Genomic DNA, 20919 nt, shown 5'->3' on the forward strand with positions numbered 1-20919 from the left:
CTTTTTTGCCCCCAAATTTAAGGTCATCTAAGGTGGAGCTTGTTTAGAATCCGAAATTTACGACTGTTAGTATAATAGACGAAAGCAATAATAATTTGCCTATTTTTTATTTATCTACCGCCACTCACATGTATAATTTCTCCAAGGATGTAATTTGAGGCATCAGAAGAAAGGAAGGCAATTACTTCTGCTATCTCTTTAGGCGCTGCAGCTCGTTTAATTGGTACAGAGGAAGCCATTCGTTCAAGCCGATTGTCGCCAGGAGCAAATTTATCGTGAAAGGGTGTCTCTACCATTCCAGGCGCTACCCCGTTCACGATAATTCCATATTCAATTAATTCTCTGGACATACCAATCGTCATTGTATTGATAGCTCCCTTAGCAGATGCGTAATGAATACTTTCCCCTGCCCCACCAATACGTGCAGCTGCAGAAGAGACATTAATAATTTTTCCGCATTTCTTCGGAATCATATGTCTTAATACAGCTTGAGAGCATAAGAGCACACTATTGACATTTAGCTTGAATGTTTCTTCCCATAGCTCTTCACTCATCTCCATAAAAGTACTTTGACGGATGCCGCCTCCAGCGTTATTCACTAAAACATCAATCGTGCCGAATGTAGAAATAGCCTGCTCAATCATTGCGTTCACTTCTTCTTTATTCACAATATTAGCTTGAATAGCAATGGCGTCTCCACCTTGTTCTTGAATTCGTTGGACAGCTTCGTTGGCACCTTCCACATTTGTATGATAATTGATAATTACTTTAGCCCCGTGTTTTGCCACTAGCTCAGCCGTGGCAAATCCAATCCCAGAGCTTGCACCTGTGATAAGAATAACCTTTCCTGACAAGTTATGCATAGCGTCCCCCCTAACGTTTTTAATAGTAATTCGTTCATAAACAACTAATGCTCACGCACCACGATAGTTAATTATATGGTTCTACTACTAGTATATTTTTTTATGATCGTAACTAAAATCGCCAGAATAAATACAATCAAACTATTAATGAGTAAATAATAGGCAATGTTCAATCCATAGAATAATGCAAAGGGATCACGAATAATAATTAGTGCTAATACACTTCCTAGTCCACCAAATACACCTGCCAGTAGTAAAATGATAAAAGCAGCATTATATAGATTTTTCTTTTTTTTGTAGAATACAAACCCAATCACATTTGCAACAACAATTAAAAAGCCTATCAGTATGAAGAAAAAACCTTCCATTCAACTCCCTCTTTTCAAAACGATTTTGTCATGGGATAACTATTTCTTCCCCCTTGAATTAAAGTGGTCCACCCTCAAAACCAATAGGCCAACCATTTTCTTTAAATTTCACTTTATACTGAAACTCAAAGTGACCCTCATAAATAAAATCTAAACTAAAGCCTGAAAAGATATAACTATCAAAGTTAGCCATATTTCCAAAGCTTATTGTGGATAAATAATAACTGTTTATTTCTTGATTAGGAAAAAACTTATGTAAATACGCCAATGCGCAGCTTATATGTAAATGGAGTTCATCGAAAATTCTTTCTGCTAGTTCGATTATTCTCACCTCAGGATTTTCATTATTTCCTTGGATAATAATCTCTACATCCTCCCATTCCCCAATATTCATGCTGTATAACCACTGTTCCTGAATAAGATACTTTTCTTTATTGTATACAGGGGGATTGACTAGGTTTAATTCTTTGATGTCATCTTTAGTCAACGGTTTTGCAAGAATAAGCTTATTCTGCAAAATGTCTTTGATATTAGAGACCGTATATTTTGATTTGTTTAATTCTAAAGAGTCCATTTTCCACCTCCGTTTAAAGTAAGTTTACTTAAATTATACCATCATGGCTCTACAACCATTGTAAGTTCAAAAAGAAAAAAGAGCTAGCTATGTAACTAATTCTAGAAAAGATAACCGCTTCGAATCTAAACATATCGTTACCTCTGTTATAACTAAATCAAGTGCCTCTTTAATCTATCATCTATCAAGTTGTTCAGAAAAGAAGCCCCCAACCCTTGCAGTCAAAATAGCAAAACAGCTATTCAAAAAGGTACGTCTTTTTGAACAGCTGCTGCATTTTATTGCAATGGAATGTTTACTTCAATATTTTCACCAATCGGATTAGGGTAATAGTTTAAATATAGCTTAGCTTTTCCATTATATTCTTCAAATTGTGATGTCTCCACTACATACTGCTCGTCCCTTGAAATAGTCAAACTTTTGAATTCTAATGGCGTGCCATCTTCTTTTATGGCGTCAGAGAGCATTAATAATTTGCCTTCATTATTTTTTTTCATCTTAACTGCTACACTTTGCTGCACTATTGAAATGTCCCCCTTAAAATAAGTAGGCTTCGTGATTATCTCTTTTGTGCCAAAATCAACTTCGATAAAATCCTCACCCTTTGGCACAGCTTGAACGGCGCCAATCATAACCGTCAATGACGCTGGATCATCGAAATAATTACTTTGCAAATAGAGCGTAAATTTGCCATCGCGAATATTCCCGTCTGTTGAAATGTCATTTCTAATACTTTCTCTACGTTCACCGCTTTCTGTCATGATGGCAACATCATCTAGCGCTAATAGTTGCATTGTATTATCTTTGGCTACCTCAATATCGAGTGCCACCTTTAATGGCGAACGGCGAATTTGTGTAATCGTAAATTTCTGCCCATTGACATCGATCGTACGATTTGCAGTAAAAATTTTCTCCTTTGCGATCTCGTTTTTCAGTGAAAACGGTAAAGATATTACAATGTTACCTTTCTCTTCATCCTGAAAGTGAAAAACTGCTTTAAAATCCTTGGAAGTATAGGCGATAGGCTTTAAAAAACTATATTTCACGGATGAAGAGATGTATGTTTGATTGCTAGCATTCATGGTAAACGTACAGCCGCATTCAATCTCCTCAGCTCCTTGAAACAATTGAACTTTCTCTAAGTTTAATTTTGAAATATCAAATGAGGCATCAGCGTCATAGAACAGGACAAATCCTAAATTGTCGGCAATCACGCCCTGCAATGTAAGTGCTAGACCTTTTCTAGATTGCGTCACATTGATTTCTTCATAGTATTCATGATCTACAATATCTTTTATTCCTTTATCTATTGCAATCGCTGTGACAATTGCTTGAAAGCCGGGTATTTTGGCAACTTGGCTAGCAATCGTTGGCGAGACGCGAATTGAAAAGAGAAGGCTTAGGCAAAGCATGGAGATGCATGCAACCGAAACAATGCGCTTCTTTCTTCTTTTTTCTCGTTGAACCTTTCGAAACATGTCCATGCGAACTTGTTGCAGTTTCTCCTTTGGAACGTCAATTAATGGTTTACTCATAGCCAGTCCTCCTTCTCTCTAGCAAAGCTTCTAAGCTTCTTTAAAATGTGATGAAGCTTCGATTTCACAGTACCCTCAGGAATTTGATTGAGCTCAGCAATTTCTTTATTTTTTAATTGCTGGAAATACTTCATATAGACGATTTGCTGCTCTGACAAAGATAAATGTTCCAATAATCTCTCCATATCTGAATAAATGACCCATTCAGATAAATGGTGTTCCTCAATTTGAACAGTTGGCGGACGTTTTCGTAAATGGTCTTTACAGCAATTGATTAAGACGCGCACAAGCCATGTTCTGGCATATTCGTGCTGTTGAACGGTATGCATTTTTTTGAGTGCCTTGTAAACAAGCTCCTGCATCACGTCCATAGCATCTTGCTCATTTTTCATATATGTAAAGGCCATGCGATATAAAATATCCTCATCCATTTCAATCAGTGAAAGTATCGCTTCTTGATCTCCACGTATAGCACGCTGCTCTAATTCAAATTTCATCCTTTTTCGCCTCCTTCTCTCATTAGACTCAACATTGTTGCATTTCGTTCAAAATTTTTGAAACTTTTCAGGGAACTGTCATTCATCTCCCCATTAATAATAAGAAGCGATTGCTCTAATTGAACAATCGCCTCTTCCCCTTACCTGTATGTATTGGTAAACATTAAACACCATAATGAATCATCCATTTATCTTGTTTTATTGCTTCAGCTATTTTTTTGATTAATTCTTCAAGTTCTGCAGATTGGTACTCGACATTGGCTTCACTCACCATATTTAAAAATTGTTTATGAGAGCTTGGTGGTATCAAGGTTATCCCCCAATAGGCGAGACTTTTAAATGGCCTATTTGTGTTGTGTGCAAAAGTTTCGAGGTGATGTATTTTTTTGCCAAAATCCTTAGAAAGCAGTTCATCAAAGAGGTCACCATCTACACCGATGCAATTGTATTTTTCAGGTTCATAAGCAGCATATTCCTTGTCTTTTTCTATACAAGCAATGATTCCAAACTCATGAATGTATGGCATAGTATCGCAACCCCCAATTCCCTTATTGCCCAGCTAATGATTATGTTTCTTGCAAGAGAATCTTTGCAAGACGAAAAATGCCTTCCTCAATGGCTTGCTCATCAATTTTAGCAAAGCCTAGTACCCATCCTTTTCGAGTATTTTCTAAGCAATACTTGCTCAGTGGATAAACACGTATCCCATTTTCGAGTGCGAGGTTCGTCATTGCTTCTTCATCAAACGATTCTTCCGCCTCAAGAAGCATATGCAAACCCGTTTCAATGCCACTTAGCTTGAAACGCTCGGCTAGTCCTGTCGCCATGATTGCCTTTGTCATCGCTTCATGTCTACGTCGATAGACATTTCTGGCTCTTCTCATATGACGCATAAAATGACCGTGCTCAATAAAATGAGCAAGCGTTAATTGCTCCATAATGGGAAGATGCCGATAGGTTAATTGTTGTACTTGCGCAAGCTGGCGAATGGCATCTTTTGGGCCGATAACAGCCGATATTCGTATGCCAGGAGCAACCATTTTAGAAAAACTCATCATATATAATGTGTTGTGAGGTTGTTGGCTAAACAAGGTAGGAAGCGGGCCACCTCGATACCTGAACTCACCATCATAATCATCTTCTACAATCCAGAATTGATTTTTCGCGGATTTTTGCAGCAATTGTTGTTTGCGTGGCTCAGACATTATGACACCAACCGCACATTGGTGAGAAGGTGTAACAAAAATAAGCTTGGTTTGTGGATCAATCTGCTCTACTTGTACGCCATACTCATCCACGGGTACAGCAACAACATTCATACGCCGATATTTCATGGTCATCCAGGCTGCAGGAAAGCCTGGATCTTCCACAGAAACCGTTTCTCCTTCCTTAAGAAGGGCTTGGGCAATCAGATCGATGCTATGCTGTGCGCCAGAGGTTAAGATGATTTGGTCAATCTCTACATGTACACCTCTTTCAAATGTCAGGTAACGTTGAATCTGTTCACGGAGCGGTGTGAAACCGTAGGCATCGCCATAGCCCCAATTGGTCAGATCTGTTTCTGCTGAAGCCTGTAAAAACGATTGTCGCCAAGTTTTTCGGAAATGCTCGTCCAAATACGGCTCATGGGGACAAAAATCGATTGCGACGTTTCCATTTTCTTTGCCTCTAAACCAACTGTTTAATTCATCAACTGCCACGTTTAATAAAGGTAATGTTGGCGTAGATGGTCCTTGAGGAATCACCTCTTCTGCCAAGTTGGTTTTAAACCCCCATTCACTTACTCTTGTTCCTCCACGCCAATTTGTCACAGTATACCCTCGACTAAATAATTCCTCATAAACAATTTGTATGGTTGAGCGTGAAACACCTACTAATAAGGCGAGTTCTCGGGATGGAGGAAGTAACTCCCCTGGTGGCCATTTGCCTGTTGTAATATGATGAATAGCTTGGTCAAGTAACTGTTGCCATATAGGATTTTTATCGTCTCGGTTAACTTGTAACATTCAATTCACTTCCAGTTAGAATAGGGATTGTTAAAATATGAGAAAATTAATAGTTTTGTACAGTCAATAAGTATTATACTATCAAATCGATCATTTTATAGATATAGGATGTTTGTAGTCCACTTTGCATCATCTAATTACACGACATCCTTTTAAAGGCTACATCCGCAGCATGAATCGTTCTATCAATATCATGTATGGAATGAGCAGTCGAGATAAATATGCTTTCATATTGAGAAGGAGGTAGAAGTATACCCTGTTTAAGCATTTCTTTATAAAAACGGCGAAACATCTCAGCATCTATTTTTTGAGCATCATCAAAATTTTGTAAGGGATGATCGATGAATGCGTAGCCAATCATTGTCCCAGCTTTCGTTGTTTTAAGTGGAATATGATTGTTATGAGCTACTTTTGATAAGCCTTGAATAAGCCGCTCTGCTAACGTTTCGATATACGTATAACTGTTATGATTTAATTTATTGATTGTGGTATACCCTGCTACCATAGCGATTGGATTACCCGATAAGGTTCCAGCCTGATAAATACTACCTTCAGGTGCAATGTGATTCATGATTTCTTTTTTTCCACCATATGCTCCAACAGGCATCCCTCCACCAATGATCTTTCCTAAACATGTTAAGTCTGGTTTTATGTTATAAAGCCCTTGAGCAGAGTGGTAATCTATACGAAAACCAGTCATGACCTCATCGAGTATAAATAGTCCACCATACTTTGTAGTGAAAGAACGTATTGCTTGAAGAAATTCAGGGTTAGCTGGTATTCCCGCCATATTGCCTGCAAACGGTTCTACGATGACTGCTGCTATTTGTGAGCCATATTTATCAAAGATCTTTTTCAGGACTTCGATATTATTATAAGGTATGGAGATTGTATGCTTAGTGATCTCTTTTGGTACACCCAGACTATCAGGAAGGCTGAAGGTAGCAATTCCTGAGCCTGCCTTTACTAATAGATGATCACTGTGCCCATGATAGTTTCCATCAAATTTCACAATCATGTCTTTGCCAGTAAAGCCTCTAGCTAGTCTAATGGCGCTCATTGTCGCTTCTGTACCCGAATTAACCATTCGAATCTTCTCTATGGAAGGTATGCGAGTAGCTATTAATGTTGCTAGCTTATTTTCTTGTAAAGTTGGCAATCCAAAACTTGTCCCCCTCTTGATGGCTTCAAGAAGTGCATCTGAAACTTCCTTATCTGCATGTCCATGAATTAATGGCCCCCAAGATAGAACATAATCTATATAGCGATTGCCATCAATATCATATATGTTTGAGCCTTTCCCGTGACTCATAAAAATTGGCTCCATCCCAACTGATTGAAATGCTCTCACTGGGCTATTTACCCCACCAGGCATAAGTTTTTTTGCTATTTCGAAGGCTTCTATTGATTTTGTCGTATCGATGTTAAAAACCACCTTTCGTAGTGATATTATCTTTGTCTAATTTGTTGTCCCTCATTTATGCTTTGCTGTTTTCTGAGCAATGGACCATTCATTAATAAATGTGCGCCCAAACCAGCTACAAGCCCCCAAAATGCCCCGCCAACTCCAAGTAAAGTAACATTTGCGGCTGTTGCCAAAAAAGTAATGAGTGCTGTTTCGCGTCCAATAGGATTTGTTAAAGCATTGGCAAGGCTACTACCAATTGTGCCTAGCAACGCTAATCCCGCTAATGTTGCAATGAACGTAGCTGGGAGAATTAAAAACAATGCAGCCAATGTTACCCCAAAAATTCCGACAATTATATAAAAAATGCCACAAACAATACCTGCAATATAACGTTTTCTTGAATCCTCATGAGCGTCCTTCCCCGTACAGATGGCTGCTGTAATTGCTGCTATGTTAAAAGCATGCGATCCAAAGGGTGCTGTCAGGAGTGATCCCAATCCTGTTACAACCAAAATCGGATTGGCACTCGTTTTAAATCCATCATTTCGCAACACTAACATGCCTGGCATGTACTGTCCTGTTAAGGTAATAATAAAAAGCGGCAAAGCGACACCCAATAATGCATGTAGAGAAAACGTTGGCGTAACAAATACAGGAGACGCGAAGGCCAACTCGATATGGCTGAAATCTACCTGCCCCATACTTATTAAATAAATCAAGCCAATGACTAGAATACCGACAATTGCATAGCGAGATGTAAACCTTCTTAGTACGATATACGTAGTAAACAGGACGATGACAAGTAAAGGTTCCACTTTCGCACCACCAAAGGCTGAAATACCAAATTGTAATAAAATACCTGCCAGTAGACCTGAAGCAATACCTGGAGGAATAAGTTGGACAAAACGTTCGAACATGCCTGATAAACCTAACAAAACAAATGCTATTGCAGAAATAATATAAGCTCCAATGGCTTCAGCATATGGGGTAACAGCTAAAGCCGAAACAAGAAACGCCACGCCTGGTGTTGACCAAGCTGTAATAATGGGTTCATGATATCGGTAACTTAGCCAGATACCCGTTACCCCCACACCAATGGAAATCGACCATATCCATGAGGCAGTCATTTCTGGGCTTAGACCAGCAACCTTGGCAGCCTGAAACACCAAGATAAAAGTGCCCCCATAGTTAACTAAGACAGATATAAAAGCAGCGATGGTGGGCGACAGGAAATCACGCACATTCAGTGAAACGGATGTTGAGTTCATACACTTTCCTTCCTTTCTACAAATTATTTTAATCACTTCTTCATACTAGGAATTCAGCATGTATTCGCGTCCTTTAAGGACTGTTTCCTTCCTTTGTGGAATGTCGTTTTCCTATTGTCATTAGCCCTCTTTATGTAATGTGTCATTCCATAAAATTTCAATTTGCTTGATTCCAAGTAACGCTTTACTTGCCGCTATCTAATAAAATGTCAATCTACCTGAACTAAACAGAAGTAGCACTCTCCCTCCTTGCTAATAAATGAACGGTCTTAGCATAACGTAATACGGATTGATAAAAAACATCCAAAACTGCGAATTTGAGCAGTCCATAAAATTAGGTATAATAAAATAACCACTATCCCTATAGTGTAGTTTTATAAAAATGACTAATCGTTAAAAACAAAGATTGATCATTCATATTAAGTTTGATAAAAATCCTGTGTTGAAATGCAGGATTTTTTTGTCAACAAACGGGCCATTTAATAGAATAAAATACAATAATTATTGGACGCGAAGATTGTGAAGATTACTTAAACTAATGGTGCAGGTTAGTTGAAGTACCATCTCCTTTTTATATTGGAACTTTCATCTAAATACAAACGTTAAACTTATAAATTCTCTACTGTTATTAATAGTTTTGTGAAATAGAAAGGGGACTTTTATGAAATCCAATCTTTTGGTGTGGGTATTTTTTCTTCCTTTATTCTTATTTTTCAGTTTAATGCTATATATTGAAGTTTCAATTTATTCAGCTTTGCCTCCAGAACTAGGTGGAAGGGGTTTTTGGATGGAATTTAAAAATGCTTGGTATCGTTCAATTTGGTTTTATGCAATAGTATTGTTATTTTCCTTCTTGCTTTATTTGAAGTTTTTACATAAAGGAAAATAAAGAATTAATAAACTTTTGCTGTTGAACTAACGGGATGCTTTAGTTTAGCAAGAATTATGCTTATAATCTTCCACAATCGGGCGCGATTCTGGAACAAGAATCAGCGCTTTTTTTAATTAAAGGGCCAGATTATTGATAAACCTTTTCAATAAAATTGGACATTATTGTTGAATTATTGAGTAAAAGATTTTGAAGCTTTTCACTTAAACTAACGGGGCAGTTTAGTTCAAGAATTGATAGACGAAATGGGACTAAAATATGGTAATATTATTTACAAATAGTCTTTTTTACATAAGGGGGATTTTTTTGAAAAAATATCTAAAAATTGTTGTTGTTTTTATTCTAATAATTTCATGTCTAACCCTTACTTCTTGTACAAAAACAGAAAAAGAGCAAAAAATACTTGACAAAGAAATGGTGTTCTCATTTGAGCACCCTCAAACCAAACAAAAATACAAAATCATTTATGCCAATCAACTGTTTTATCCGTATATTGAAAAGGTCAAAGATAATCCGAATCTTTCAACCTCGGAAACCTTAGAACTGTATAATAATGAGATTATTCAACCCATATATCAAGATTGTTTTGAAAATGGAGAATACCTTCATATGGCAGAAAACCTTCTTAATACGATTCCTAATGGGTTAACAGAAATAGAAGTGGTAAGTGAAAAAATGGAGACTCGTAAAGCAGAAATCAATCAACTTATACAAGAATCCCTTTTGAAATCAGCTGACCTCCTACCCTCTCAAAGTGATGTAGCAGTTTGTGTATTCCCTTCCTCTACCAATAATAGGGGGGCATTCGCAGTAGGGGCGGGCAAAATTATTATCCCACTTAATCTAAATGGTTTGGGGGATGCTTTAAAGTCAATCGTTGCCCACGAATACCATCACAGTGTTTGGGCGGAAAAGCATGCCAATGGGGACAGGTTTTCTGTTTTGGATAATATGGTTTTTGAAGGAAAAGCGGTCATGTTTGAAAAATCTGTATATCCTGACTACGACTATACTCCGATTTACTTGACTTACAACAAGGTTTTGTGGTCTAAAGTTAAACCTGATTTAAAAAATTATGACAGTAATCGTAGTTTAGAAATTTTAAATGGCGGAAAAGGGTTGCCGATATCTTACGGCTATAGTGAAGGCTACAAGATGGTTAAATCCTATCTTGACTTAAATCCTGATAAAACTCCAGAGGAATGGACTGCCTTAAGTGCAAAAGAAATTTTTGAAAAAGGAAACTATCTTGAAAACTATAAATAACAAATCTATGAATGAATTGACATATATTATAGGGGTAAATATATATTAAGAATTAGTTAAAAATAATTGAGTTGCGTATGCAGCTCTTTTTTTCTTATTGAACTAACCAGGTGCTTTAGTTCAAAAACGATCTTCAACAATCGGGCACTTTTCTGAAATTAGGAAAGCGTCTTTCTTCATGAAAAGGGCCAGATTGTTGAATAACAATTAGGTCACCAAAGGACGCTTTGGGAGCTTTTTTGTTAATGGTATAATATATTTAAAATTCCTTTATTAGGGTTGTTTGTGCGAGAACTATACTGTCAATAGATTGTCTTGGAGGAGAAGTGATTTTAAATGAATAGACGAAAATTGTATTGGGTATTACTTGTTCCTAGTGTTCTTATATATATTGTAACTTTAATTTTATTGCCTGAAAGTAAAAAGAATTATTCTGTATTTATAATTCTCTTATTTTGGATTGTTTATTATGGTGTTATTAAAATAAATGATTTGAAAAACAAACGAAGAAAATTATAGGGCATTTAATTGAAAAACCGATCTTCAACAATCGGGCGCAATTCTTTAATTAAGAATGCGTCTTTTTTCATGAAAGGGCCATATAGTTTGTAACATACTTTTGTCCCTATAGATACATCCTCATTGATTATTCAATACCTTTTTATAACGAAAGGTGTTTTTATTTATCTCGTTTTTAGTTAATCCTAGCTGAATATTGATTACAACAAATGCACCTATTCTGATGGTTTGTTGAACAGTCAAATTAAAGAGGAAATTCCTCAATTAGATGTAGATGTATTGTATTTAGCGGTCGTGGAAAGCTTTTTGAGGCAAAGCTTACGATACATAAACACAAGCAGAGCAAACAAAAATCGTTCGTTTAGATGCGTTAAGCGTTGAAAAGCAATTATCTTTTCGAAAACAACAACCAAAGAAATAGTAAAGCGTATTTTGAATTAATCAAAACACGCTTTTTTTATACTCAAATGAATTATTCTTTTATTATCATGTGCCTTCAAGTAGCGTTACCTTTAGATGACTTACAGTTAAAACACCAAGAAGTTGTGTACTGTCGCTACGAAAAGACTTACATAAAACATTTGTCACTGCCGTTTCACTTACGTTACATAAAACATTTGCTGAAAGAAGTTATACTGCAAACGATTTACTGTAAAACAATAGTTTTCGCTCGATCCTCATTGACAGTATAAAGGAAGAAGTTTAATGTAATATCTTTTTCTTTTATATTTTTAAATGTTTCTACTTGTTTGTGTGTTCTTAACACTCCGTCATTAGAACGAGTTTCAGCAAAGATTCTTTTGCCATTCTCATAAATAACATTTTGTGTAATACCTCCAAATTGCTCGTTCTTACTTTCTGATTCAACAATTAAATCATTACCTTTCGTATAGTAGGTAATATCAATTGGATACCCGTTTAATTCTGCATTTAGAGTCTTTGGAACTTCAGAAATATTTCTTAGCTCTACTTTGTCTTGCTTTCCAGCTTCATAAGAAATCTTCGCATCATTTAAAGTAAGAGAAATTTCTTTATTCGTAATATCCTTTATCAGCCCCATTGTTTCAAAAGAAATATAATCTTTAAAATTATTTCCCGATAATTCCTGCTCACATAACAAATTTTCATCTATTTGGATAAACTCTTTCGTTAATTTTTTACCTTTAAAAAGCCTCGATTTAACCGTTCCCTCAGGGATTTTTAGAATTTCAGCGATTTCTCTATCTTTACAGTCATGCACATATTTCAATATCATTACCTTTCGTATACGAATAGGCAATTTGTTCATTAAGTCGACTAACTCACTTTTATTTTCATTGAGCTGTATTGTACGCTCAATATTTTGGGATTTGTCAACTCGCATCAATGATAGGAATTCAAAATTTTCTTTTAATAGCAGTCTTTTCATTTTCTTTAAGTAATTTCGAGACATATTCATAGAAATACTAAGTAACCAAGATTTTTGATTTTGTATAGATTGGAAATCTTCACTCAAAGCTTTTGCAAATACATCCTGACAAAGGTCCTCTGCATCGTATTTATTTTGAAGCATGTAATAGCAAGCTCTGAAGACGTCCTTATAATATGTTTGAAACAAGACCCTTTCATCGCTAATTTGTTCCATATTCCCACCTCCTTTTCCGTTTTCTACACAAGTAACAATTTAGCATTATAAATAGTTCATTTTTTCAAATGGATCATCTGCCTTCGAATTTGATGGAGAAAGCACCTTATCTATTCAAAAACACTTATTTTAATTATAAATCTTCTTTAACTAACGGCGTGCTTACTTTAACAAGCAAAAGACAAATCACCGACTTGATATTCAGCAATCGGGCGCGATTCTGTAATAAGAATCAGTGCTCGTTATCATTAAAGGGCCAGATTGTGGAGTAATACTACACAAATAAATTAGTATGAATGTTAAAATATAGATATATTTGTAGAAAGTTCACATAAATTTACTGAACAGTTCAGTGTATCAATTTTTTTACAAGTCATTCAAAATAGGAGATTAAAATGGATATTGTCTTAAAGAAAATGTCAGAAAAAGAATTTACAATTTATTTAGAAGATAAGGTAGAGAGATATAGCAAAGTTCAATCAGAATATGTCCATGAGGTAAGTAGCGAAGATCCGCTTTCAAAAGCACGTAAACAGTTATATAATCTACTTCCTCAAGGAATAGAAACCTCTAATCATCATTTATATAATATATATGAAGATGATTCGTTAATTGGATTTGTTTGGTTAAAGGTTGAAAAGGAAAAGAAAAGTGCATTTCTTTATGAGATTTTTATTTTTGAAGAATACAGAGGTAAAGGTTTCGGGACTAGAGTGATGAAAAATGTTGAGGAGTGGTTAGAACGGGAAGAAATTTATTACTTCAAACTTCATGTTTTTGGAAGTAATGAAGGGGCTAGGAAACTATATGAGGAACTCGGATTTGAAATAGCGGGAATAAATATGCTCAAAACTATCAACTGACATTTAGTAATTTGTTATATTGAAGTAACGAGGGCTTTAGTTGAATCACAACCTTCTACAATCGGGCGCAATTCTTATAAAAGGATTTGTGTCTTTTTAGTTAACATCTTTAAAAGCGGTTTTGCATACTTGAAAGAAATTGTTCAGTAACTTGAGTGGACATAGGAGGAAAGCATATAGACAATAATCTGATACAAGGAATACAAAATAAGGCACATATACTACCTTGTTTTAGGTGCAGGATAGTAAAAAACACCAACTAAAAGAAATTAGTCAGTGTTTCGTGTTTAATTTATACAAGAAACTCTAGTTTATTTTCTACAAGAGTCTGAAATCTATCCATAAATAGTGCTGCATGGTAACCATCGCAGACAGAATGATGAACGTGCAAGGATAAAGGTAAATAAATATTATTAGTTTTATTGATAAACCTACCTGCAGTGATTATCGGCAAACAATAATTTGGGCTATTATTCACGTTTAAGTTAAAACCAGTAAAAGAAGTCCATGGAATCATAGAAATATTGACGACATTTTCAGGGATCGGTGTTTTAGGAAAAAGCTTTCCTTTACCATTGAACTTCTCAGTATCGGAAATATAGTTCTCATAAAACTTTTTAAAACCTTCATCTGTATTTGTATAAATGGCTGAAAATAACTCTGATTGCTTATCAAAGATAGTATACATTGGGACTACCTTATCCCAGTATCCAAACTCTCCAGCAGAATTAAAGTTCATTCTAAAATGTTTATGTGAATTTGCTACATGAGTGATTAAAAAGATGAGTACAGGATAGAATTTATATCCCTTATCTTTTGTAATTTTATAAAGTTCGGTAATATCAATAGTTCTGGTGATGCTAAAGCTCGTTTGTTGATTTAAAAAATGATTGAAAATTTCTTTTCGTTCCCAATTATTAATATCAATTTTATTGAATCTCATCTTATAAAGCCTCCTAAAATTTAAAATCTAGATAATTTTAGGAAGCTAATTTGACTGCTTTTTTCATAAGATCATTCCTTTTATTTTATATAAGTCAATCTTAACATATAATTACGGTTTCGATTAATTTAGATTTGCATAGCGAGCTTACTGCTAATCCAAAAACTACTGAACAATATGAGGACATCATGCAATAGCTTATTCTTCAATAATAGGGCGCAATTGTGGAACAACATAGCTGAAAAATGATCAAACTTTTTTATAAAAATCTCATGCTTATCTAAAGAGAGTAACTCCATTTTGATCAATTTTTCAAAATGGAGTTTTTGATGTTGCTATTAAATAAGATTAGAGCTATTTGTTAATCCATCTTTATTCCAAAGCTACATATCTGACTAGAGTTAGCGGTGCTTGCAGTGATTTGATGTACTAATTTCTGAAAACCAATACTATGTATGTGGGATTTTCTCAATATTGAACATCTCCCCTAAGGCAATTGGATTTTCTTTCGCGGTAATATGTTGAGGATCAATACGGTAAACTTGAACAGGCCCTCCGAAAATGGCTGATCGATATTTGTCCACGTGTTGCTGGGATAAGGGGCGATTATAGTAACCAGGTACATATTTATTTATCATTTCTTGCAACATATGTGTCGCTTCATTCAAATCGAAAATAGGCTGAGCCTTGCCAAAAAGCATGACACTCATATAAGCCGTGTCCGTCTTTGCAGGTACTGGATTTGTAATGGTTCCATATTCATCACAAACCGTAAAGCAAACCTCTGGATTCTCTTCCATCACTTGATTTCGTCTCCCGCCAGTGGCTCCATGGAAATAAAGCACTCCATTTGTCCACACAAAATTAAGGGGGACAACATACGGCAAATGACCATCAACCATACCCAAATGCCCAATGCGAGCTTGCTGCAAAAATGCATCAATTTTGTTCTTGTCCAACACTTCTCTTACTTTATAACGTACCTTATCCATTGTTATCACTCCTACTTGTAGTATGATGTGATTTTATCAACCTTTGGATTGAATAAAAACGTCCATAACAACAGCAATTAAGCAATCCATTTTCCACTTAAAACAAAGACAAAACCACCGTTCGAACAAATAATGCTCAAACGATGGTGCTATTTTTTAGGAGATAGGTAATTATAAGCTTATTGGCTGACTAACTTTGCTATATTTGCCTTCAAAGAACGCAAGTGGTGAACCATCGCTCATTTCAATATTGGACTACATCTATCCTACAAAAGCAGAAGCCTCTTATTTTATTTGAGGTTTGTGGTTATTACGTACTTTTCACTTAAACTTTGCTAAAATACAACATAAAGGCTATTTCATTTTTACGATGATCTTCCCCTTTGCTCTACCTGACTCCGCATATTCCATCGCCTTTTGAGCATCTTCAAATGAAAAAGTTCTTTCAATGACTGGTTTGATTTTACCAGCTTCAATTAAATCGGCGATTATGCGTAATTGCTCGCCACTTGGTTTCATAAATAAGAAGGAATATTGGGCATGATATTTCTTTTCAAGTGAGGTCAGTTTATGACTGGCTGCTGAAAATAACAATGTTTTGTAAAATCCTGAACCATATTCTTTGGCGAAACGAGCATTTGGCCTGCCTGATACGGATACAATTTTTCCACCATTCTTGATAATCTCGAAAGATTTTTCTAAGGTCTTTCCTCCAAGCGTATCAAAGACGGCATCATAATTTTTCAGTATAGCTTCAAAGCTTTCTTTCTTATAATTAATCACTTTATCTGCACCCAAAGATGTAACTAAGTTTGCACCAGCTTCGCTAGCTGTTGTTGCCACTGTGGCGCCCATTACCTTTGCTAGTTGAATAGCAAAGGTACCTACACCACCAGAACCAGCATGAATTAAAATCTTTTGACCTTTTTGTAATTGCATGATGTCATGTAAAGCTTGGTATGACGTTAAGCCAACCAGTGAGATTGATGCGGCTTCCTCAAAGCTCAAATTTTTAGGTTTTAGGGCTATGTCATCTTCATGAATCGAGATATATTCCGCAAAAGTACCAATTTTACTTTTCCTTGGACGTGCATAAATTTCATCTCCTACTTTAAATCGCGTCACTTTTTCACCAACCTTTACGACGACCCCTGAAAAATCATTTCCAAGGATCAGTGGCATTTTATATTGGATTAACAGCTTCACTTTCCCATCACGGATTTTAAAATCAATTGGATTAATACTTGCTGCATGGATTTCAGCAAGCACCTCATATTCATTTATTTCAGGTGTAGGCACTTCTGCCAAGCGCATTGGGGCTTTGCCATATTGATCGATCACCATTGCTCTCATTGTTTTTTCCTCCAGATAATCTATTATATTGTCAATAAAATTCCGTTAACAACGTCTCAATATCCCAAACAAGATTTTTTAACGAACCTAGTTTTGTCCGTATATCTATATAGTAAAAGTTTTTTGTACCTTCTTTGCGCATTAAAATAACACCAGCATCTCGCAAAATTTTAAGATGATGTGACACAGCTGGTCGAGAAAGATGTGTTTGTTCTGTGATTTCACCTACACGCAATCCCGTTTGACAATCTGTGCCCATTAATACCATTAGAATGGCTTGTCTGGTTTCATCACCAATTGCTAATAGTACCTTTTGAGAATTTATAAAGTCGTCCTTAATCAAGTTAAGCTGGTCCTGTTTATTCATTTAAATCCCTCCTCTTACTAATCAGTTGAATAGTTTAAGTTAATGAACCATTGCTGCATATAACGATATAATATTGCCGTATTCGCTGCAATATTGGGAAAGTAAATCGAGACGAATGATTTTTAAAGGCGTACATCTTACTTTCCCCTCTTTCCATAAAAAAACACAGAAGTCACATGGACTTCTGTGTTATTTGCTCTCCTTAATAAGAGCCTTCATATCTCCAACGATTGTTTCAACTGGTACGTTTGTCGCGCCATCATAGTCTTTTACAACTGTGCCGTCTGCGTTTACTAAATAATAGCTCGACATATGTATGACTTGGTCTGAGTTAGGATCGTTTTTAACTAATGAATTAAATGATTTACGTGCAAATTGTTCAATGAATTGTTGTTGATAGCCAGTTAGTAGCTGCCATTTGCTTTCATCTACAACATTATACGTATTTAAGTAATTTGTTAAAACATCAGGCTTATCCACTTCTGGATCGACGCTAAATGCCACAATTTGATAATCTTCAAGGCCTTCATCCTGTAGTGCTTGTTGAACTTCTGTCATATTAAATGTCATGGGTGGACAGATTGTCGTACAGTTTGTAAAAATAAACATGGCTAGCCAAGGCTTACCTTTAAGATCATCTAGGGTCACTTGTTCATTTTTTTGATTCGTTACTGTGAAATCTTGAACCTCGAGATTTAATGTTGGTTCAAACTTGTAACTACCGCAAGCAGCTAGAATGCTACTAAATGCTAGAACTAAAACTAGCAATATACTTTTCTTTGTCATTAGTGGTGCCCACTTCCCTTCATTTCATCACCTTATTTTATTCATTATAGAAGCTAAACACAAGATAATGGACTTACACCCAGATGGCTATTTGTATAACATGTGAACATTAACTGATTCTGGAATTCCTCCTCACTAATTCTTCCAAATGACACATCCTTTTTAAAAATTTTTTCATAGCTTTTTTTTTATCATTTTCGTTATTTCCCAAAACCTCAGATAATTGTTATATAACAAATTTTTTCTACTTAACAAGCTCCCATGGAATTTAATAGCAGAATAATAAAATACAGAAAATTCTCTTTTATGTTTGTATTTTCTCCTACATTCATTTTTATCAACAACAAACTATTTTAACAATATTATTTCATCAGAAAACTGCACGCTCTTTTAAACAGAATTTTTCTAATAAATCCTTATTATTTCTATGTTATTTCCACAAAACAGAAGTGACTAAAAATTATAAAAACTCAAAATTTAGTATTGCATTATAGGATTCTCCCCCATAAAATAAGTGAATATAACGACGAACGAAAAAGAAATATGTCGTTTAAAACAGAAATATATAACTTTAGGGGGAATAATAATGGCGAATGTTTCAAGCAAAAAACAGGCCCAATCAATTGATTATCATGCAATTGAAGCAATGGAATCGTTTAATAGCTTTGTAAAAAAGAAAAATACCTTTCTTTTCTCGATTACAGCAGTGTTTTTAATTCTTTATATCCTGCTTCCGATTCTTGCTTTCCAGCCTGTACTACAACAAAAATTCTTCGGAAATATTACGGGTGTATGGGTTTATTCTGCAGGATTATTTATCATGACCATTGTGCTTTGTACAGTATATGTAAAAAAAGCTGCTTCATTCGATAAAGCTGCAGCCGCTGTTCTTGCAGAGTATCAGGCGAAAGGTGGAAAATAAATGAACATCGTATCCATAGGTTTCTTTTTAGCTATTGTTGGCTTAACACTTGTTGTTACCTATATTGCAGCAAAGCGTACATCTTCTGCGGCTGATTTTTACACTGCTGGTGGTGGTTTAAAGGGGTGGCAAAACGGCTTTGCGATTGCTGGTGACTATTTATCTGCGGCAGCCTTTCTTGGGGTGTCTGGTGCAATTGCCTTAACTGGCTTTGATGGTTTCTTCTTCTCTGTAGGCTATGTAGTAGCGAATTTAGTGCTGCTTTATGTCATTGCTGAGCCAATGCGAAACTTAGGCCGCTACACGTTAGCAGATATGTTAACGGCTCGTTTTAATGAAAAGCGAATTCGTGGTGTGGCAGCGTCTGGTACCATTATTATCGTAATTCTTTATATGATTGCACAGCTAGTTGGTGCTGGTGCATTGATTAAGCTATTATTCGGTATTGAGTATTGGATTGCCGTTTTAATTGTCGGTGTTATGATGACAACTTATGTATTGTTTGGTGGTATGACAGCGACTTCTTGGGTGCAAATCATTAAAGCAAGTCTATTATTATTCGGAACAGGTTTATTAGCGGTTTTAGTGTTAATGAAATTTGACTTCTCTCTTATGAAGATGTTCGACACAATTGCAGTAGATCATGGCGAAAAGTTCCTTGTACCTGGAATTAAGTATACAAGCACAATCGACTCCGTTTCGATGATGATGGCTTTAGTTTTAGGAACATCTGGTTTACCACATATTTTAATGCGTTTCTTTACAGTAAAGGATGCAAAGACAGCACGTGCCTCTATTTCTTGGACAACTTGGATTACAGCTATTTTCTTTTCATTAACAATTTTCTTAGGGTTCGGTGCATTAAACTTTGTAGGTTTAGATCAAATTCTTGCTGAAAGTAAGGCTGGTAATACAGCTGCTCCGCTTCTTGCGCATTACTTAGGTGGAGATGTATTGATGGCATTTATCGGCGCAGTGGCATTTGCGACTATTTTAGCCGTTGTTTCTGGTTTAGTACTAACAGGGGCTTCAGCCATTTCTCATGATATTTATGGAGAAATCATTAAGGGCGGTAAATTAACAGAGAAGCAACAGGTAGTAGCAGCTCGTACAGGCTCTATCTCAATTGCGATCGTGTCTATAATTCTCGCTCTGTTTGCACAAAGCTTAAACGTTTCATTCCTAGTATCATTCGCCTTTTGTATCGGTGCGTCAGCAAACCTACCTGTAATCCTTTATACAATCTATTGGAAGAAATTTAATTCTACAGGTGCTGTAACTGCGATGGTAACGGGGTTAGTATCATGTTTAATTTTAGGAGCAATGGGACCAAATGTGTGGAGCCCTGTTGAAGGTGCGGCTATCTTTGTTGGACAACCACTTGTGCCACTTGCTGTTCCAGCGATTATTACGATTCCATTAGGCTTTATTGCTGGATACTTAGGTACTGTTCTTTCATCTAACAAAGTGCCACAGGAAGAAGCAGAACGTATTTATAAAGAAATTCGTGTGAAAGCAAATACAGGCGTGTCTGTCTCTGATATTTCACATTAATATTTATACACCTCCTGCATAATGAATCTCAATTCAAAAAATGCAAAAAAATAGGCAAAAAATTCGATTTTTGGTCGAGTTTTTCGCCTTTTTTGTTATTCAATATCTACCAATTTATTTATCGAACAATATTATTTCACTTCCAAAAAACAGAAAAAATCCAATTTTCACTAGGTAAATAGTGTTTATTTTTAATTGAAAAAACAAGATTTTTTTGTAAATTTACCCTTCATTTTTTGTTAAGAATCTAGATTTCTCTTCACTTCATTTATTTATCTGAATTTTCTAAAACCCTTTATATTCTTGGCTTTGCGCCATTTTT

The 20919-nt window shown here is 35.7% G+C and carries 20 protein-coding genes; 5 read left to right on the forward strand and 15 right to left on the reverse strand.

Translation table 11 applies throughout. The annotated features are described in order from the left end of the window. Window positions 1-110 precede the first annotated feature (110 nt). The 9 genes from MKY76_RS12230 to MKY76_RS12270 all read right to left on the reverse strand — a co-directional run bounded on the left by MKY76_RS12230 (window position 111) and on the right by MKY76_RS12270 (window position 8519). A complete protein-coding gene (locus tag MKY76_RS12230; RefSeq protein ID WP_342556602.1) occupies window positions 111-863 on the reverse strand; it encodes a 3-oxoacyl-ACP reductase family protein in 753 nt (250 codons plus the stop codon). 71 nt (window positions 864-934) lie between these two features. Then, on the reverse strand, window positions 935-1231 hold the full coding sequence (locus MKY76_RS12235) for a hypothetical protein (RefSeq protein WP_048393027.1): 297 nt from the start codon (window positions 1229-1231) through the stop codon (window positions 935-937). A gap of 58 nt (window positions 1232-1289) precedes the next feature. Beyond that, window positions 1290-1805, reverse strand: coding sequence for a hypothetical protein (locus tag MKY76_RS12240; RefSeq protein WP_342556603.1), 516 nt, complete (start codon window positions 1803-1805; stop codon window positions 1290-1292). Window positions 1806-2083: 278 nt separating this feature from the next. Then, complete coding sequence (locus MKY76_RS12245; RefSeq protein ID WP_048393031.1) at window positions 2084-3340, reverse strand: DUF4179 domain-containing protein; 1257 nt, start codon at window positions 3338-3340, stop codon at window positions 2084-2086. Then, complete coding sequence (locus MKY76_RS12250) at window positions 3337-3837, reverse strand: sigma-70 family RNA polymerase sigma factor (protein ID WP_016993456.1); 501 nt, start codon at window positions 3835-3837, stop codon at window positions 3337-3339. Before MKY76_RS12250 ends, MKY76_RS12245 begins: the two co-directional genes overlap by 4 nt. Before the next feature lie 163 nt (window positions 3838-4000). Continuing rightward, entirely contained in the window at window positions 4001-4363 is a 363-nt protein-coding gene (locus MKY76_RS12255; protein WP_036079224.1) for a hypothetical protein, read from the reverse strand. A 40-nt stretch (window positions 4364-4403) separates the two neighbouring features. Further along, window positions 4404-5843 (reverse strand): PLP-dependent aminotransferase family protein, encoded by a 1440-nt coding sequence (locus tag MKY76_RS12260; RefSeq protein ID WP_048393035.1) that lies wholly within the window; start codon window positions 5841-5843, stop codon window positions 4404-4406. A gap of 133 nt (window positions 5844-5976) precedes the next feature. Then, window positions 5977-7266 (reverse strand): glutamate-1-semialdehyde 2,1-aminomutase, encoded by a 1290-nt coding sequence (hemL, locus tag MKY76_RS12265; RefSeq protein ID WP_342557906.1) that lies wholly within the window; start codon window positions 7264-7266, stop codon window positions 5977-5979. Between the two features lie 26 nt (window positions 7267-7292). Further along, window positions 7293-8519, reverse strand: a complete 1227-nt coding sequence (locus tag MKY76_RS12270; RefSeq protein WP_342556604.1) for a benzoate/H(+) symporter BenE family transporter — start codon at window positions 8517-8519, stop codon at window positions 7293-7295. Between the two features lie 661 nt (window positions 8520-9180). On the opposite strand from MKY76_RS12270, the gene MKY76_RS12275 reads away from it, so the two are divergent. Beyond that, window positions 9181-9408 (forward strand): hypothetical protein, encoded by a 228-nt coding sequence (locus MKY76_RS12275; RefSeq protein ID WP_342556605.1) that lies wholly within the window; start codon window positions 9181-9183, stop codon window positions 9406-9408. Between the two features lie 306 nt (window positions 9409-9714). Further along, window positions 9715-10674 carry a DUF2268 domain-containing putative Zn-dependent protease gene (locus tag MKY76_RS12280; RefSeq protein ID WP_036079239.1) on the forward strand — a complete coding sequence of 320 codons (960 nt, stop codon included), beginning with the start codon at window positions 9715-9717 and terminating at the stop codon, window positions 10672-10674. A 1165-nt stretch (window positions 10675-11839) separates the two neighbouring features. Here the strand turns inward: MKY76_RS12280 and MKY76_RS12285 are convergent. Continuing rightward, complete coding sequence (locus MKY76_RS12285) at window positions 11840-12817, reverse strand: RNA polymerase sigma factor (RefSeq protein WP_342556606.1); 978 nt, start codon at window positions 12815-12817, stop codon at window positions 11840-11842. Window positions 12818-13212: 395 nt separating this feature from the next. Here MKY76_RS12285 and MKY76_RS12290 point away from each other — a divergent pair, with 395 nt between their 5' ends. Continuing rightward, window positions 13213-13680, forward strand: a complete 468-nt coding sequence (locus MKY76_RS12290) for a GNAT family N-acetyltransferase (protein WP_016995423.1) — start codon at window positions 13213-13215, stop codon at window positions 13678-13680. Window positions 13681-13972: 292 nt separating this feature from the next. On the opposite strand, the gene catA is transcribed toward MKY76_RS12290, so the two are convergent. The 5 genes from catA to MKY76_RS12315 form a co-directional block, all read right to left on the reverse strand. Continuing rightward, window positions 13973-14623 (reverse strand): type A chloramphenicol O-acetyltransferase, encoded by a 651-nt coding sequence (gene catA, locus MKY76_RS12295; protein WP_342556607.1) that lies wholly within the window; start codon window positions 14621-14623, stop codon window positions 13973-13975. A gap of 449 nt (window positions 14624-15072) precedes the next feature. Continuing rightward, a complete protein-coding gene (locus MKY76_RS12300) occupies window positions 15073-15615 on the reverse strand; it encodes a pyridoxamine 5'-phosphate oxidase family protein (protein ID WP_342556608.1) in 543 nt (180 codons plus the stop codon). A gap of 354 nt (window positions 15616-15969) precedes the next feature. Next, window positions 15970-16968: an NADP-dependent oxidoreductase gene (locus MKY76_RS12305; RefSeq protein ID WP_342556609.1), complete on the reverse strand. Its 999-nt coding sequence runs from the start codon at window positions 16966-16968 to the stop codon at window positions 15970-15972. A 31-nt stretch (window positions 16969-16999) separates the two neighbouring features. Beyond that, the gene (locus MKY76_RS12310; RefSeq protein ID WP_274769043.1) at window positions 17000-17335 is read right to left on the reverse strand and encodes a metalloregulator ArsR/SmtB family transcription factor; all 336 of its coding nucleotides are present in this window, start codon (window positions 17333-17335) and stop codon (window positions 17000-17002) included. Between the two features lie 189 nt (window positions 17336-17524). Next, window positions 17525-18121, reverse strand: a complete 597-nt coding sequence (locus MKY76_RS12315) for an SCO family protein (RefSeq protein ID WP_342556610.1) — start codon at window positions 18119-18121, stop codon at window positions 17525-17527. 586 nt (window positions 18122-18707) lie between these two features. Here MKY76_RS12315 and MKY76_RS12320 point away from each other — a divergent pair. Beyond that, complete coding sequence (locus MKY76_RS12320) at window positions 18708-19043, forward strand: DUF485 domain-containing protein (protein WP_004227946.1); 336 nt, start codon at window positions 18708-18710, stop codon at window positions 19041-19043. Beyond that, the gene (locus MKY76_RS12325) at window positions 19044-20597 is read left to right on the forward strand and encodes a cation acetate symporter (RefSeq protein WP_016993894.1); all 1554 of its coding nucleotides are present in this window, start codon (window positions 19044-19046) and stop codon (window positions 20595-20597) included. Window positions 20598-20919 lie beyond the last annotated feature (322 nt).

It is taken from the genome of Lysinibacillus sp. FSL P4-0201, assembly GCF_038593425.1.
Lineage (GTDB): Bacteria > Bacillota > Bacilli > Bacillales_A > Planococcaceae > Lysinibacillus > Lysinibacillus capsici.

Coding starts and splice junctions, on each gene's coding strand:
- MKY76_RS12250 (WP_016993456.1), bottom strand. CDS start 3,837: ATGAAATTTGAATTAGAGCAGCGTGCTATACGTGGAGATCAAGAAGCG.
- MKY76_RS12245 (WP_048393031.1), bottom strand. CDS start 3,340: ATGAGTAAACCATTAATTGACGTTCCAAAGGAGAAACTGCAACAAGTT.
- MKY76_RS12325 (WP_016993894.1), top strand. CDS start 19,044: ATGAACATCGTATCCATAGGTTTCTTTTTAGCTATTGTTGGCTTAACA.
- MKY76_RS12275 (WP_342556605.1), top strand. CDS start 9,181: ATGAAATCCAATCTTTTGGTGTGGGTATTTTTTCTTCCTTTATTCTTA.
- MKY76_RS12305 (WP_342556609.1), bottom strand. CDS start 16,968: ATGAGAGCAATGGTGATCGATCAATATGGCAAAGCCCCAATGCGCTTG.
- MKY76_RS12260 (WP_048393035.1), bottom strand. CDS start 5,843: ATGTTACAAGTTAACCGAGACGATAAAAATCCTATATGGCAACAGTTA.
- MKY76_RS12270 (WP_342556604.1), bottom strand. CDS start 8,519: ATGAACTCAACATCCGTTTCACTGAATGTGCGTGATTTCCTGTCGCCC.
- catA (WP_342556607.1), bottom strand. CDS start 14,623: ATGAGATTCAATAAAATTGATATTAATAATTGGGAACGAAAAGAAATT.
- MKY76_RS12300 (WP_342556608.1), bottom strand. CDS start 15,615: ATGGATAAGGTACGTTATAAAGTAAGAGAAGTGTTGGACAAGAACAAA.
- MKY76_RS12255 (WP_036079224.1), bottom strand. CDS start 4,363: ATGCCATACATTCATGAGTTTGGAATCATTGCTTGTATAGAAAAAGAC.
- MKY76_RS12290 (WP_016995423.1), top strand. CDS start 13,213: ATGGATATTGTCTTAAAGAAAATGTCAGAAAAAGAATTTACAATTTAT.
- MKY76_RS12315 (WP_342556610.1), bottom strand. CDS start 18,121: ATGACAAAGAAAAGTATATTGCTAGTTTTAGTTCTAGCATTTAGTAGC.
- MKY76_RS12240 (WP_342556603.1), bottom strand. CDS start 1,805: ATGGACTCTTTAGAATTAAACAAATCAAAATATACGGTCTCTAATATC.
- MKY76_RS12285 (WP_342556606.1), bottom strand. CDS start 12,817: ATGGAACAAATTAGCGATGAAAGGGTCTTGTTTCAAACATATTATAAG.
- MKY76_RS12235 (WP_048393027.1), bottom strand. CDS start 1,231: ATGGAAGGTTTTTTCTTCATACTGATAGGCTTTTTAATTGTTGTTGCA.
- MKY76_RS12310 (WP_274769043.1), bottom strand. CDS start 17,335: ATGAATAAACAGGACCAGCTTAACTTGATTAAGGACGACTTTATAAAT.
- MKY76_RS12230 (WP_342556602.1), bottom strand. CDS start 863: ATGCATAACTTGTCAGGAAAGGTTATTCTTATCACAGGTGCAAGCTCT.
- MKY76_RS12320 (WP_004227946.1), top strand. CDS start 18,708: ATGGCGAATGTTTCAAGCAAAAAACAGGCCCAATCAATTGATTATCAT.